This is a genomic window from Pseudomonas sp. PDM02, from assembly GCF_014852285.1.
In the GTDB taxonomy this organism is placed as follows: Bacteria; Pseudomonadota; Gammaproteobacteria; order Pseudomonadales; family Pseudomonadaceae; genus Aquipseudomonas; species Aquipseudomonas migulae.
Genome location: NZ_JACVBL010000013.1, coordinates 178,976 through 192,373, shown reverse-complemented (window position 1 = coordinate 192,373; position 13,398 = coordinate 178,976). Strand labels below are relative to the sequence as shown.

Below are 13,398 nucleotides of genomic sequence, written 5' to 3'. Positions count from 1 at the left end.
GCACAAGGTCGGCAGCCTCGCGCTTGAATTCAGGAGTAAAGGAGCGGCGTTGTTTGGTCATCTGACACCTCGATCTGGCGAGCATTCTCGCCTAAATGGGTGTCCGGTTTCATTAGACCACTACACACCGCCGAGCTGCAAGAGAAAAAGGAACGGTCTGGCCCTACCGTTCTTGATTTATCGAAGGTGCGATTTGAACCGATCGACGCACAAGCGTTGAGTGCCTGGGAGCGCTGGGATGATTTTCATTTTTCATGGCATGACGTTGTTGGATGGAAAGCGAAGGAGCCTTTGGCGCTGGATTTATCCATCTGGTTCGATAAACAACTGTGTGGGCTCTGCTTCGCAAATCCAAACAAAAGTCGGCAACGAATTCGCATCGTCCGACTGGAGGGACGGCCAAGAGAGGCTCATCCCCTTAAAAAACGCATTGCTACATTGTCCATAATGGTCATTCAGCACTACGCCACAATTATAGGAAGCAGGTTCATCGAAGTTCAGGAGCCCATGAAAGGGGCGATTCCTATTTATCAACAACATGGCTTCTATTTCGATACTGAACGGCGGCTTGTCAAAGCGGTGGAAAGCCAAGTATCGTAAAAAACTGCTTAATAAATGATCAATAGTGGAGGACAAAATGGGTAAATCCAGTAAGAAATCCCCTACAAAAAATCGCTTACCCGCACTGGAAAGGAAAAAGATTGCTCTAGTGCTCACGGATAGTCAGCGACGCCTTCTGGAAATACTTGCGACAGGCATCGAAGGCGAAGAACCTGACGTGCTCGCCGGGCGCCGATGAAATCCTGGGCAAAAAAAACCGCTCTAAGCGAGCGGTCTTTCTGTAATCGACATCAACCAAACAACCAATACCCCAACAACGTCAACACCACCACCGCGAGCACCGGTCGCAGCACACGGTAGGCTTTAGGATTGCGCCGCTTCCACTGCTTGACCACTCCGCTGACTTTGTCGCTGGAGTTCTTGCTCCAGGCGTAGGCCCGGTTAATCCCGCCGACACGCTCGTCATCGAGGTTCTGCGGCGCAGTGGCACGACCGAGCAGGCTGCTGATCGAGCGGTTGATGCGGGTCATGATACGGTTGCTCAACGGACGTTCGATGTCGCAGAACAGAATGACCCGGGTCTTCTCGGTTTCGTTCTTGACCCAGTGCACATAGGTTTCGTCGAACATCACGTCTTCGCCATCACGCCAGGCGTAAACCTGACCGTCGACGAAGATGCGGCAATCATCGGAATTCGGCGTCGACAACCCCAGGTGATAACGCAGGGAACCGGCAAACGGATCGCGGTGCGGGTTGAGATGGCTGCCACCCGGCAGCAACGCGAACATGGCGCCTTTGACGTTGGGAATGCTGCTGACCAGGGCCACTGTTTTCGGGCACAGTGTTTCGGCCGATGGCAGGGGTTTGTCGTACCACTTGAGGTAGAAACGCTTCCAGCCTTTCTTGAAGAACGAGCCAAAACCGGCGTCGTTGTTTTTCTCGGCGGCGCGAATGTAACCCTCATCGAACAGGTGCATGGCTTCGTCGCGGATCACTTCCCAATTGTCCTTGAGCACATCAAGTTCCGGGAACTTGCTGCGATCCAGATAGGGTTTGGATGGCACGCTGGAGAACAGGTACATCAAGGCGTTGTAAGGTGCGAACAAAGCGGAGTGGTTGACGAACTGACGCAAGACCGGCAATCGCGCCTTGCCGCGCAAGTGCACATAGAGGGTGCTGCCGAGGAACAGCAGCAACAGCGATGCCTTCGCGGCAATGGTAAAGGTCATCTACAACTCCTTGAGAATTAGCAACTCTGCACTACGCCATTTACCCGACGTGGCAGTCGGCCATGATAAACACTACCGGCCTCGGGAAAAACCCGCTTTCCTCAACATTCACTGTTAAAGATTGTGCAACAACGCACTTCTTAACATATGTCTCCTGAACGGGGGCTGACCTGGATCAGCCCACTTGTCGGGATCAAAATCGAAACATCACTGCTTTGATTTGTTCACGATTACTGCTGATTCTCCTGCTCGGTAAACAGATCGCTGAACAGCATGCTCGACAGGTAACGCTCACCGGAGTCCGGCAGAATCACCACGATGGTCTTGCCCTGCATTTCCGGCGTTTCAGCCAGGCGCACGGCCACAGCCATGGCCGCACCGCAAGAGATGCCGCACAAAATCCCTTCCTCCTGCATCAAGCGCAAAGCCATTGCCTTGGATTCGTCATCGGTGACCAACTCGACCCGGTCCACCATCGACAGATCGAGGTTCTTCGGCACAAAGCCGGCACCGATGCCCTGGATCTTGTGAGGGCTAGGCTTGATCTCTTCACCGGCCAGCGCTTGCGTGATCACCGGAGACACCACGGGCTCCACCGCCACCGAGAGAATCGGTTTGCCCTGGGTATTCTTGATATACCGCGAAACCCCCGTAATGGTTCCGCCTGTTCCGACGCCGGCCACCAGCACATCGACGGCACCGTCGGTGTCGTTCCAGATTTCCGGACCAGTGGTTTTCTCGTGAATGGCCGGGTTGGCCGGGTTTTCGAATTGCGCCGGCATGAAGTAGAGGGACGGGTCGCTGGCAACCATTTCAGTGGCCTTTTCGATCGCACCTTTCATGCCTTTGGCCGGCTCGGTCAGCACCAGTTCGGCGCCCAACGCCTTGAGCACTTTGCGCCGCTCGATGCTCATGGACGCCGGCATGGTCAGCACCAACTTGTAGCCCCGTGCGGCGGCGACAAACGCCAGGCCAATGCCGGTGTTGCCGGAGGTCGGTTCGACGATGGTCATGCCAGGCTTTAGTTTGCCGGTGCTTTCGGCGTCCCAGATCATGTTCGCGCCAATCCGGCACTTCACCGAGTAACCAGGGTTGCGCCCCTCGATCTTGGCCAGGATGGTCACGCCACGCGGCGCAATGCGGTTGATCTGCACCAGCGGCGTATTGCCGATGGAATGGGCGTTGTCAGCAAAGATACGGCTCATGGCTGGGTCCTTATGCAGCGTTGAATTAGCCCTCCACGGTATGCCTGTTGCCCGTGGTCGTCCAGTCAGTCGAACGTCCGGCCCGCACAGCAGTCAATCGCATTACACCGCCAGAGATTTGCCGCCATGAAGCGTCGATACAGTTGGCCTCTGTGGACCCTCGCCGGCCTCCTCATGTTGCTGTTTGCCCTGCACATCGCCCTGCCCTATCTGGTGCGTGACTACCTGAACGAACGATTGGCGAATATGGGTGACTATCGCGGGCAGATCACCGACGTGGACCTGGCCCTGTGGCGCGGCGCCTACAAAATCAACGGGCTGAAAGTCGTCAAGATCGAAGGCAAGGTCCCGGTGCCTTTCGTCAATGCGCCGCTGATCGATCTTTCCGTCAGTTGGCACTCGCTCTGGTACGACCACGCGGTCGTGGCCAAGGCGCAGTTCGTCAAACCCGAAGTGAACTTCGTCGACGGCGGCGCCAACAAGAAAAACTCCCAGACCGGTGAAGGCACCGATTGGCGGGCACAATTGGAGAAATTGCTGCCGATCACCCTGAACGAAGTGCGAATCAGCGACGGCAAGATCAGCTTCCGGAACTTCAATTCCAAGCCCCCCGTGAACATGAACGCCACCCAGGTCAACGCCAGCATTTACAACCTGACCAACGTCGTCGACAAGGAAGGCAAGCGCGACGCACGGTTCGATGGCAAAGCGCTGCTGCTGGGGCACGCGCCACTGGAAACCAGCGCAACCTTCGATCCGCTGAGCGACTTCGAGGATTTCCAGTTCCGACTACGCGCCACGGGCATCGAACTCAAACGCATGAACGACTTCGCCTCGGCCTACGGCAAGTTTGATTTCAATGCCGGGCATGGTGATGTAGTGATTGAAGCGCAAGCGAAAAAAGCCCAATTGACTGGCTACATCAAGCCACTGCTCAAAGACGTCGATGTGTTCAACTGGCAACAGGACGTCGAGAACAAGGACAAAGGGCTGTTCCGCTCCATTTGGGAGGCCATTGTCGGTGGCTCCGAAACCGTGCTGAAAAATCAGGGCAAGAACCAGTTTGCAACGCGCGTTGAATTGAGTGGCAGCGTTCACCGGCAAGATATCAGCGCGTTCCACGCGTTTTTGCAGATTTTACGTAACGGTTTTGTCCAGGCCTTCAATGCCCAGTATGAACGGCCGAAGCCGGAGGCCGGTTAGGGTTTGCGTGTAACGGTGTAACGGCCGGTTTCTTCAGCCGCCCGCGCCGGATCTCGCAGCTGCAGAAAATCCCACCCCAGACAGGCCAGCGCCAATGACCGGGGCACGGCTTCACGGCCACTGCTGTAGCGCGTGATGCTGCGGGCACTCACCCCCAAAGCCTCGGCGGCCTGATTGAGCGGCAACCCGGTACGCGCACGCCAGTCGATGAAGATCCGGGTGTTTTCATCCGCTGCGTTTTGCGCGAGTGCATCCAGATAAACAGTGTCTGCGCCGATCTGGATATCCTGCTCAGGCCATTCGACGCACCAGCCATCATCGCCCAGGGTTGCACTGGCGAAAGCTCCCGCCTCCAGCAACGGCTGCAATCCAGGATAGGTACGCAGGTCACGGCTCAAATCGAGCGTCAATTGCTGACCATCGATAAATGTCAGCGCCAAACGGTAATCCGGCAACGCCTGCACAGCAGACAACCGTGGTCGTTTCATGGGTAACATCGTTTCCAGTCCTCCAGTAACTGCACCTGATGGGTCCTGACCCATTCCAGAGCTTCCTTGATAATCAACGGCGGCGCCTTGCCGACCATCACTTCAACCGTTTCCAGGCTGAGCATCACATCCAGCCCGCCACCGGTCAGGTGGACATGGGGCGGCGGATGGTCCTTCTCTCGCAACTGAATGCGGTACGTATCGCGAAATCGATATTTAGTAGACATGCTTCGCAAGCTATCGCCAAAATGGCGATAGCTCAATACTGGCCAGCCGCCGAGACTGAGTCAAGATGTGACGCCCCATTCAGAGACTGAATAAGCCGTCTGCGTTCACAGTCGACCGGGCAGCGCGTTATAGTCGGGTACTACAATTATTGCGCCCCGCCCTGCCCTGTCAGGTCAGCGTTACCGTTCGAGGATTAGCAGATGAAGTTCGAAGGCACCCAGGCCTACGTCGCCACCGATGACTTGAAGCTGGCGGTCAACGCCGCCATCACCCTGGAGCGTCCGCTGCTGGTCAAGGGCGAGCCGGGCACCGGCAAGACCATGCTGGCCGAGCAACTGGCCGAGTCTTTCGGCGCCAAGCTGATCACTTGGCACATCAAATCCACGACCAAGGCGCATCAGGGCCTGTACGAGTACGACGCGGTCAGCCGCCTGCGTGATTCGCAGCTGGGCACGGAAAAGGTCCACGACGTTCGCAACTACCTGAAAAAGGGCAAGCTCTGGGAGGCTTTCGAGTCCGAAGAGCGGGTGATTCTGCTGATCGACGAAATCGACAAGGCCGACATCGAGTTCCCGAACGACCTGCTGCAAGAACTCGACAAGATGGAGTTCTACGTTTACGAGATCGACGAGACCATCAAGGCCAAGAAGCGCCCGATCATCATCATTACCTCCAACAACGAGAAAGAGCTGCCGGACGCGTTCCTGCGCCGCTGCTTCTTCCACTACATCGCGTTCCCGGATCGCGTCACGCTGCAGAAAATCGTCGACGTGCACTACCCGGACATCAAGAAGGATCTGGTCAGCGAAGCGCTGGACGTGTTCTTCGACGTGCGCAAGGTGCCGGGCCTGAAGAAGAAGCCATCGACCTCCGAACTGGTGGACTGGCTGAAGCTGCTGATGGCCGACAACATCGGCGAAGCGGTGCTGCGCGAACGCGATCCGACCAAGGCCATTCCGCCGCTGGCCGGTGCCTTGGTGAAGAACGAACAGGACGTGCAATTGCTTGAGCGCCTGGCGTTCATGAGTCGTCGCGGTACTCGCTAAGCTCTGATTAAGTAGGGGCTAACGCCATGCTGCTCAACCTGTTCAATGAAATGCGCGCAGCCAAGGTGCCCGTCTCGGTGCGCGAGCTGCTGGACCTGATCAACGCGCTGAAACAGCGCGTGACCTTCGCCGACATGGACGAGTTCTACTACTTGTCCCGGGCGATTCTGGTGAAGGACGAAAAGCATTTCGACAAGTTCGACCGAGCGTTCGGTGCTTACTTCAATGGCCTGGAAAAACTCGACGATCACCTTCAGGCCCTGATTCCTGAAGACTGGTTGCGCAAGGAATTCGAGCGTTCGCTGACCGACGAAGAGCGGGCGGCGATCCAGTCCCTTGGCGGGCTGGACAAGCTGATCGAAGAATTCAAGAAACGCCTGGAAGAACAGAAAGAACGCCACGCCGGTGGCAACAAGTGGATCGGCACCGGTGGCACCAGCCCGTTCGGTTCCGGCGGCTTCAACCCGGAAGGCATTCGGGTCGGCGATGCCGGCAAGCGCCAGGGCAAGGCGGTCAAGGTCTGGGATCAGCGCGAGTACAAGAACCTCGACGATTCGGTGGAACTGGGCACGCGCAACATCAAGGTCGCCCTGCGCCGGCTGCGCAAGTTCGCCCGTCAGGGTGCGGCCGAAGAGCTGGACATCGATGGCACCATCGATCACACCGCCAAAGATGCCGGGCTGTTGAGTATCCAGATGCGGCCTGAGCGGCGTAACACCGTCAAGCTGTTGCTGCTGTTCGACATCGGCGGTTCGATGGATGCGCACGTGAAGATCTGCGAGGAGTTGTTCTCGGCCTGCAAGACCGAGTTCAAACACCTGGAGTACTTCTACTTCCACAACTTCATTTATGAATCGGTGTGGAAGAACAACATGCGCCGTACCTCCGAGCGCACGTCGACCCAGGACCTGCTGCACAAGTACGGCGCCGACTACAAAGTGATCTTCATCGGTGACGCGGCGATGGCGCCTTATGAGATCACCCAGGCCGGCGGCAGCGTCGAGCACTGGAACGAAGAAGCCGGTTACGTGTGGATGCAGCGGTTCAAGGAGAAGTACAAGAAGCTCATCTGGATCAACCCGTATCCGAAAGATACGTGGGGCTATACGTCGTCGACCAATATCGTTCGGGATTTGATTGATGATCAGATGTACCCGCTGACGTTGCGGGGGCTTGAGGAAGGGATGCGGTTTCTTTCCAAGTAGAAATTCATCGCTTGTAAGGGCCTCTTCGCGGGCAAGCCTCGCTCCTACAGGATTGGTGCATGCCGAAACCTGTAGGAGCGAGGCTTGCCCGCGAAGCTTTTAGCTGTTCAAAAACCGCCGCAAATACTCAACCTGCTCCCGATGCGCGACATCCTGCACCACCGGCCGCAACCGTACCGTCGCCCCCGGCAGACACTGCGCCAGCCGCGCCAGGGCCAACGGCGTCAACGCCCCCAGTCGCGGATAACCACCAATGGTCTGCCGATCATTGAGCAGCACAATCGGCTGCCCGTCCGGCGGCACCTGTACCGCGCCGAGCGGAATACCTTCGGAGATCATCGGTTTGCCCTGGTACTGCAACGCTGTTCCCAGCAAGCGAATACCCATGCGGTCGGCACGACTGTCGAGGGTCCAGGTGCTGTTGAACGCATCGAACAAGCTCTGGCCGCTGAACTCGCCGATCTGCGCGCCGAGTACCACGTCCAGTGGCAAATCGGATTTGAAGTCCGGTACTTGTTCGCGAGGCAACTCGCGCATCAGCAATGGCGCTTCAGCCGAATAGCTCAGCGACGCACCTTTGGCCAACGCCCGCCCCATGCCGTCCAGCCCACCCAGCTCCTCACGCACCACCGTCGCGCTGCTGCCCAACACCTTCGGCGCATCAAAACCACCCGGCGCCGCGAGATAAGCCCGCGCCCCCAGGAATGGCTGAGTGAACTGCAAACGCTGACCTTTGCGCAGCTTGAAACTGCGCCACGGCGCCAGCACCTGACCGTCCAGTTGCGCGCCAAGGTCTGCCCCGGCCAACGCGAGCAAGCAATCGTCCTCGGCCACCACGGTAAATCCGCCGAGTGTGATTTCGATCACCGGTGCGTCCAGCGCATTGCCCAGCAGCCAGTTGGCCCAGGACATCGAGCGCCAATCCAGCCCGCCGCCCTGGGTCACGCCCAGATGCCGCACGCCAAAACGGCCGGCGTCCTGCAACAGGCACAACGGTGTGCTCGCTTCAATCGATAGCCGGCTCATGCCTGCGCCTCCAGTGGCGTGTCGTCACCGCCCAGGTTGATGAACTCGGCGTGGCTGACCGCTTGAAAACGCACGGTGTCGCCCGGTTGCATCAGGCTGTAGCCATCGCGTTCGCGGTCGAACAGTTTGGCCGGGGTACGGCCGATCAGGTTCCAGCCGCCGGGGGACACCACCGGGTAGGCAGCGGTTTGCCGTTCGGCGATCCCGACACTGCCGGCCGCGACTTTTTTGCGCGGCGTATTCAGGCGCGGTGCGGCGAGGACCTCTTCCACCAACCCCATAAAGGCAAAACCCGGAGCGAAGCCCAAGGCGAACACCTGGTACTCACGGTCACTGTGGCGGCGGATCACCTCCTCCACGGCCAGCCCGCTGCGCTGAGACAACAGGCGCAATTCCGGACCGACGCTCACGTCATACCAGACCGGCAGCACATGACATTTGCCCCCGGTGCGGGTGTTGGGCGACAAATCGATCAGTGCTTCGGCGATCAATTCCCGCGCCTGCGCCGGACTCAATTCGGTCAGATCGTAATGCACCATCAACGTCGTATACGACGGCACCAGATCGATCAGATGCGCACCAAACGCCCCACGCAGGTTTTCGCTGGCAGCGAGCATCCACGGCATGTTGGCTTCGGCGATCTCATCGAACAGCCGCACCATCAGGCAATCCAGCGCCACCACTTCCACCCGAAGTTTCATGGCGCACTCTGCTGATCGAGGGCTTCGCGAATGCGCCGCACGGCCGCCACGGAACTGGCGTTGTCACCGTGTACGCACAGAGTGTTGGCCTGCAAATGCAAGGCGCTGCCGTCGCTGGCGGTCAGGTTGTCGCCACGGGCGATGGTCAGTGCCTGGTCGATGATTTTTTCCGGATCGTGATGCACTGCACCCGGCAGTTGCCGCGAAACCAGCATGCCGGCGCTGTCATAGGCACGATCGGCGAACGCTTCGAACCACAGCGTCACGCCATACTCATCACCCAATCGCTGTGCGGCGCTGTTGTCGCGGGTGGCCATCAGCATCAGCGGCAACGTCTTGTCATAAGACGCCACGGCCTGCAGCACGGCGCGCAATTGCGCCGGGTTGGCCATCATGTCGTTGTACATCGCGCCGTGGGGTTTGACGTAGCTGACGCGCCCGCCCTGTGCCCGGCAGAGGCCGTCGAGGGCGCCGATCTGGTAGTGCAGAATGTCCTGAAGTTCCAGGGCGGTATACGCCATGGAGCGACGGCCGAACCCGACCAGATCCTGATAGGCCGGATGGGCGCCGATCTGCACGCCGTTGCTCAGGGCCAGGCTGACCGTCTTGCGCATGATGCTCGGGTCGCCGGCATGGAAACCGCAGGCGATGTTGGCGCAATCAATGAAGGGCATGACCTCGGCGTCCAGACCCATGGTCCAGTTGCCGAAGCTCTCGCCGATGTCGCAGTTCAATAGCAGGCGGCTCACGGTGAACACTCCTGTAGGTTTTGTTCTTTTCAGATGTGGGCAGATTACTGCGCATCCAGTTGTTTGCCACGGGTTTCCGGCAGGCTCAACGCCGCAAGGATCACCACCCCGTAGGAAACCGCCGCGAACGCCCCGATGCCTACGCTCAATGGCACCTTCTGGCTGAGCAGACCGATCAACAGCGGAAACAACGCCGCCAGCGCCCGGCCTATGTTGTAGCAAAAGCCCTGGCCCGAACCGCGAATCCGCGTCGGAAACAACTCGGTCAGGAAGGCACCCATGCCGCTGAAAATCCCGGAGGCAAAGAAGCCCAACGGAAAGCCCAGCCACAGCATCACGCCGTTACTGACCGGCAATTGGGTGTAAAGCAACACGATGGTGAACGAGCCCACCGCGAACAGAATGAAGTTTTTCTTACGGCCAAGGATGTCAGTCAAATACGCGCTGATGACGTAACCGACGTAGGAACCGACGATCACCATCGCCAGATAACCGCCCGTGCCGAGTACGCTCAAACCACGTTCGTTCTTCAGGAACGTCGGCAGCCAGGAAGTGATTGCGTAGTAACCGCCCAGTGCGCCGGTGGTCAGTATCGAAGCGCGAAGCGTGGTGAAGAGGATGCCGGGGGCGAAAATCTCGTAGAACTTCGCCGGGTTGCTCGGTTCCTGTTTGGCCTTGGCTTCGCGGTAGATTTCCGGGTCCTTGACCAGGCGGCGGACGAAGATCACGAAAACCGCCGGGACGATGCCGAGGATAAACAGTGCGCGCCACGCGTCTTCCGGTGGCAACACCGAGAACAGCAGCGCATACAGGATCGCCGTCAGCCCCCAACCCAGCGCCCAGCCCGATTGCACCATGCCCACCGCTTTGCCACGGTCCTTGGCGCGAATCACTTCACCCATCAGCACCGCGCCGGCGGTCCACTCGCCGCCAAAACCGAAGCCCATCAAGGTGCGGCTGATCAGCAGTTGTTCGTAGTTTTGCGCGAAGCCGCAGAGGAAGGTGAAGAAGGCGAACCACAGCACCGTCAGTTGCAAGGTGCGCACGCGGCCGATGCGGTCGGAGAGAATCCCCGCCACCCAGCCGCCGATGGCCGAGGCAATCAGCGTACTGGTGTGAATCAGCCCGGCCTCGCCGGTGGTGATGCCCCACATCGCGATGAGGGTCGGCACCACGAAGCTGAGCATCTGGGTGTCCATGCCGTCCAGGCCGTAGCCGATCTTGCAGCTCCAGAATGTGCGGCGTTCTTGCTGATTGATGTTGCGGTACCAGTCGAAAGGTCCCGGGCGAGCCGTGGCTTTCGGGATGACGGTGGTGTCGGGCGCACTCATGGCAACTCTCCGTGCAAATTTTATTGGTATTGTTCTGAGCCCCGACGACGCCTATCGTGGGAACCGGATGGCCTGATTTTTGGGCGCTGGGCCCTGTTGCGTCCAACTAATAAAAACCCGCCTTAGACATAAGAAAACTTTATCCACGAGCTGACCCCATGAACCTGAAGTTTCTCGAGACCTTCGTCTGGGTCGCCCGACTCAAAAGTTTTCGCCTGACCGCCGACAAGCTCTTCACCACCCAGGCGTCGATTTCCAGCCGCATCGCCGTGCTCGAAGGCGAACTCGGGGTGAAGCTGTTCCTGCGCGATTCACGCGGCGTGAGCCTGACGCCCGAAGGCTTGAAAGTGCTCGAACATGCCGAGCAGATGATGGACACCATGCAAGCGCTCAAGCAGTCGATCGAGACCCGCTCCAGCAAGGTCGGACGGGTGCGCATCGGCGTGATGGACACGGTGATTCATACCTGGCTGAGCCCGTTGGTGGCACAGATGACGGATCACTATCCGCTGGTGGAAATCGAGCTGGTGGCCGATACCTCGCTCAACCTCTGCGATCAGCTGCAAAAAGGCTTCCTCGACTTGATCCTGCAAACCGATCTGCTGCGTCAGGAAAGCGTGCGCAGCCTGGAGCTGGCCAGTCACCCGATGGGCTGGATCGCTGCCAGCAACTCCATCTACAACCGCGAGTATTCCAGCGTGGCCGATCTGGCGCGGGAGCGGATCATTACCTACTCGAAAAACTCACACCCGCATCAAGAGGTGCTCGCGTTGATGCAGGCCAATGGCGTCATGACGCCACGGCTGAACTGCGTGAATTCGGTGTCGGCGATTACCCGGCTGCTGCGGGACGGTTTCGGCATTGGCGCGTTGCCACCGGTGCTGGTGGCCGAGGAGCTGGCGCGCGGCGAATTGACCTTGCTGGCCATCGATCAACGGCCACCGGATTTACAAGTGGTGGTGTCCTGGCGGACCGGGGCGGAATGGGTCGAGGAGATTGTCGCGTTGTGTCAGCAGGTGCTGGCGGGGTATGCGCGCAAGGTCGGCGAAAACTACATCGTCCTTGCGCGCTGATCACTTACAACCCGCGTAAATCCCGCTCTTCAATCGGCCGGCTCTGGCGCAGGCGCTTGCCGCCCAGCACCACCCAGTCGATCAGCCGGAACAGGCATTCAATCCCGAACGACAGCAGCAACGCGCCGCTCATGCCCCAGATCATCGCTTCCGGCGTCAGCAGGATCTGGTAGCTGTAGCCGTTCCAGGTTTCCTTGCGGATATCCGGGTCGGCGGCCAGTACAACCTGCAGGAAGCGGATGTACCACGGGCCTTGCATGGCCTGGAATTGTTTATCGAGGGCCAGTTGACGGGTCAGCAGGTTGCTCAGGCTGTCGGCATCGCTGCGGAAAACCGGGTCTTCGCTGGCGCGGTAGTGGGCGACCAGGGCCTGCATGTCACCCTTGAAAAATTGAATGGCGGTGCCCTGAAAACCGCTCAAGCCGGTCTGCGCCTCAATCAGGTGCGCTTCGACCCGCTTGGCGTAGTCGTTGATGAACCCCGGCACCTGGACGCCGATCAACAGGCCCGCCGCGAACAACACCAGCCGTAGATAACTGAGCAACATGGGGGAGAATCCTTATTCGGTCTTGCCCTGGCTGACGCATTCACCGCGTCGCCAGAGGCTCCATTGGCCCGGTTCGTAGCGGGTCCAGGTTTCGTTTTCGGTCAGGGGTTCGGTGGCGATGACCGTGACCACGTCGTTGGGCGTGGTTTCGGCCTGGAAATCGACGATCACGTCGACATCCTTCAAGCGCGCCGGGCCGAACGGTGCACGGCGGGTAATCTGCGCCAATTTGGTCGAGCAATAGCAGAACAGCCAGTCGCCGTCGCTGAGCAGGCAGTTGAACACGCCTTTGCTACGGTATTCGGCGCACGCGGCTACCAAATCCGGCAGCAGTGTTTCGATCTCTACCGGTTCCGGGAACGCCGCGCGTACGCGGTTGAGCAGATCGCAGAACGCCGCTTCACTGTCGGTATCGCCGACCGGGCGATAAAAGCTGGTGATCGGCTGAAAGTCCGCCAGTTGGCCGTTGTGGGCGAAACACCAGTTGCGCCCCCACAGTTCGCGCACGAACGGATGGGTGTTGGACAGGCAGACTTTGCCGACGTTGGCCTGGCGGATATGGCCGATGACCACTTCGCTCTTGATCGGATAACGTTGCACCAGGTTGGCGACTTCAGACTCGCTGCTCGCCGCCGGGTCCTGGAACAGGCGCAGGCCGCGGCCTTCATAAAAGGCGATGCCCCAACCGTCACGGTGCGGGCCGGTGCGGCCGCCGCGCTGCATCAGCCCGGTAAAGCTGAACACGATATCGGTCGGCACATTGGCGCTCATGCCCAATAACTCACACATGCTCGGACTCTCTGTAA

The 13,398-nt window shown here is 59.0% G+C and carries 16 protein-coding genes; 6 read left to right on the top strand and 10 right to left on the bottom strand.

The genetic code is table 11. From position 1 onward, the window contains the following. The first annotated feature begins 99 nt into the window (after positions 1–99). Positions 100–600, top strand: coding sequence for a hypothetical protein (locus IB245_RS22780; RefSeq protein ID WP_318652982.1), 501 nt, complete (start codon positions 100–102; stop codon positions 598–600). 37 nt (positions 601–637) lie between these two features. Continuing rightward, the gene (locus IB245_RS22775) at positions 638–799 is read left to right on the top strand and encodes a hypothetical protein (protein WP_192228715.1); all 162 of its coding nucleotides are present in this window, start codon (positions 638–640) and stop codon (positions 797–799) included. Positions 800–851: 52 nt separating this feature from the next. Here the strand turns inward: IB245_RS22775 and IB245_RS22770 are convergent, their stop codons facing one another. Together IB245_RS22770 and cysK are read right to left on the bottom strand one after the other, a co-directional pair. Beyond that, positions 852–1,790, bottom strand: a complete 939-nt coding sequence (locus tag IB245_RS22770) for an aspartyl/asparaginyl beta-hydroxylase domain-containing protein (RefSeq protein WP_192228714.1) — start codon at positions 1,788–1,790, stop codon at positions 852–854. A gap of 230 nt (positions 1,791–2,020) precedes the next feature. Further along, positions 2,021–2,995 (bottom strand): cysteine synthase A, encoded by a 975-nt coding sequence (gene cysK / locus IB245_RS22765; RefSeq protein WP_008044885.1) that lies wholly within the window; start codon positions 2,993–2,995, stop codon positions 2,021–2,023. Positions 2,996–3,121: 126 nt separating this feature from the next. Here cysK and IB245_RS22760 point away from each other — a divergent pair, with 126 nt between their 5' ends. Continuing rightward, positions 3,122–4,198, top strand: coding sequence for a DUF748 domain-containing protein (locus IB245_RS22760; protein ID WP_008044884.1), 1,077 nt, complete (start codon positions 3,122–3,124; stop codon positions 4,196–4,198). On the opposite strand, the gene IB245_RS22755 is transcribed toward IB245_RS22760, so the two are convergent. Together IB245_RS22755 and IB245_RS22750 are read right to left on the bottom strand one after the other, a co-directional pair. Continuing rightward, complete coding sequence (locus IB245_RS22755; protein ID WP_008035069.1) at positions 4,195–4,695, bottom strand: DUF2442 domain-containing protein; 501 nt, start codon at positions 4,693–4,695, stop codon at positions 4,195–4,197. The genes IB245_RS22760 and IB245_RS22755 overlap by 4 nt on opposite strands. Then, positions 4,683–4,913 (bottom strand): DUF4160 domain-containing protein, encoded by a 231-nt coding sequence (locus tag IB245_RS22750; protein ID WP_032829218.1) that lies wholly within the window; start codon positions 4,911–4,913, stop codon positions 4,683–4,685. The genes IB245_RS22755 and IB245_RS22750 overlap by 13 nt, the downstream gene beginning before the upstream one ends. Before the next feature lie 201 nt (positions 4,914–5,114). Between IB245_RS22750 and IB245_RS22745 the strand changes: the two genes are divergently transcribed. Continuing rightward, entirely contained in the window at positions 5,115–5,960 is an 846-nt protein-coding gene (locus tag IB245_RS22745) for an AAA family ATPase (RefSeq protein WP_008035065.1), read from the top strand. Positions 5,961–5,986: 26 nt separating this feature from the next. Beyond that, positions 5,987–7,165, top strand: a complete 1,179-nt coding sequence (locus tag IB245_RS22740) for a vWA domain-containing protein (RefSeq protein WP_008035063.1) — start codon at positions 5,987–5,989, stop codon at positions 7,163–7,165. Positions 7,166–7,264: 99 nt separating this feature from the next. Here IB245_RS22740 and IB245_RS22735 read toward each other — a convergent pair whose 3' ends face one another. Genes IB245_RS22735 through IB245_RS22720 form a run of 4 tightly spaced genes read right to left on the bottom strand, consistent with a single transcriptional unit; the run spans position 7,265 to position 10,972 of the window. After that, entirely contained in the window at positions 7,265–8,191 is a 927-nt protein-coding gene (locus tag IB245_RS22735) for a biotin-dependent carboxyltransferase family protein (RefSeq protein ID WP_192228713.1), read from the bottom strand. Beyond that, positions 8,188–8,892: a 5-oxoprolinase subunit B family protein gene (locus tag IB245_RS22730; protein WP_192228712.1), complete on the bottom strand. Its 705-nt coding sequence runs from the start codon at positions 8,890–8,892 to the stop codon at positions 8,188–8,190. Before IB245_RS22730 ends, IB245_RS22735 begins: the two co-directional genes overlap by 4 nt. After that, entirely contained in the window at positions 8,889–9,641 is a 753-nt protein-coding gene (locus IB245_RS22725; RefSeq protein WP_192228711.1) for a 5-oxoprolinase subunit PxpA, read from the bottom strand. Before IB245_RS22725 ends, IB245_RS22730 begins: the two co-directional genes overlap by 4 nt. A 44-nt stretch (positions 9,642–9,685) precedes the next feature. Next, complete coding sequence (locus IB245_RS22720; protein ID WP_008035057.1) at positions 9,686–10,972, bottom strand: MFS transporter; 1,287 nt, start codon at positions 10,970–10,972, stop codon at positions 9,686–9,688. Between the two features lie 158 nt (positions 10,973–11,130). Between IB245_RS22720 and IB245_RS22715 the strand changes: the two genes are divergently transcribed. Continuing rightward, positions 11,131–12,045: a LysR family transcriptional regulator gene (locus IB245_RS22715; protein ID WP_008035056.1), complete on the top strand. Its 915-nt coding sequence runs from the start codon at positions 11,131–11,133 to the stop codon at positions 12,043–12,045. 4 nt (positions 12,046–12,049) lie between these two features. Here IB245_RS22715 and IB245_RS22710 read toward each other — a convergent pair whose 3' ends face one another. Both IB245_RS22710 and IB245_RS22705 read right to left on the bottom strand, forming a co-directional pair. Next, positions 12,050–12,592: a DUF2937 family protein gene (locus tag IB245_RS22710; protein ID WP_008035055.1), complete on the bottom strand. Its 543-nt coding sequence runs from the start codon at positions 12,590–12,592 to the stop codon at positions 12,050–12,052. A gap of 12 nt (positions 12,593–12,604) precedes the next feature. Then, the gene (locus tag IB245_RS22705; RefSeq protein ID WP_008035054.1) at positions 12,605–13,381 is read right to left on the bottom strand and encodes a class II glutamine amidotransferase; all 777 of its coding nucleotides are present in this window, start codon (positions 13,379–13,381) and stop codon (positions 12,605–12,607) included. Positions 13,382–13,398: the final 17 nt, after the last annotated feature.

Excerpts from the sequence above, each read along its gene's own strand:
- IB245_RS22775 (WP_192228715.1), top strand. The coding sequence starts at position 638 with ATGGGTAAATCCAGTAAGAAATCCCCTACAAAAAATCGCTTACCCGCA.
- IB245_RS22770 (WP_192228714.1), bottom strand. The coding sequence starts at position 1,790 with ATGACCTTTACCATTGCCGCGAAGGCATCGCTGTTGCTGCTGTTCCTC.
- cysK (WP_008044885.1), bottom strand. The coding sequence starts at position 2,995 with ATGAGCCGTATCTTTGCTGACAACGCCCATTCCATCGGCAATACGCCG.
- IB245_RS22760 (WP_008044884.1), top strand. The coding sequence starts at position 3,122 with ATGAAGCGTCGATACAGTTGGCCTCTGTGGACCCTCGCCGGCCTCCTC.
- IB245_RS22755 (WP_008035069.1), bottom strand. The coding sequence starts at position 4,695 with ATGTTACCCATGAAACGACCACGGTTGTCTGCTGTGCAGGCGTTGCCG.
- IB245_RS22750 (WP_032829218.1), bottom strand. The coding sequence starts at position 4,913 with ATGTCTACTAAATATCGATTTCGCGATACGTACCGCATTCAGTTGCGA.
- IB245_RS22745 (WP_008035065.1), top strand. The coding sequence starts at position 5,115 with ATGAAGTTCGAAGGCACCCAGGCCTACGTCGCCACCGATGACTTGAAG.
- IB245_RS22740 (WP_008035063.1), top strand. The coding sequence starts at position 5,987 with ATGCTGCTCAACCTGTTCAATGAAATGCGCGCAGCCAAGGTGCCCGTC.
- IB245_RS22735 (WP_192228713.1), bottom strand. The coding sequence starts at position 8,191 with ATGAGCCGGCTATCGATTGAAGCGAGCACACCGTTGTGCCTGTTGCAG.
- IB245_RS22730 (WP_192228712.1), bottom strand. The coding sequence starts at position 8,892 with ATGAAACTTCGGGTGGAAGTGGTGGCGCTGGATTGCCTGATGGTGCGG.
- IB245_RS22720 (WP_008035057.1), bottom strand. The coding sequence starts at position 10,972 with ATGAGTGCGCCCGACACCACCGTCATCCCGAAAGCCACGGCTCGCCCG.
- IB245_RS22715 (WP_008035056.1), top strand. The coding sequence starts at position 11,131 with ATGAACCTGAAGTTTCTCGAGACCTTCGTCTGGGTCGCCCGACTCAAA.
- IB245_RS22710 (WP_008035055.1), bottom strand. The coding sequence starts at position 12,592 with ATGTTGCTCAGTTATCTACGGCTGGTGTTGTTCGCGGCGGGCCTGTTG.
- IB245_RS22705 (WP_008035054.1), bottom strand. The coding sequence starts at position 13,381 with ATGTGTGAGTTATTGGGCATGAGCGCCAATGTGCCGACCGATATCGTG.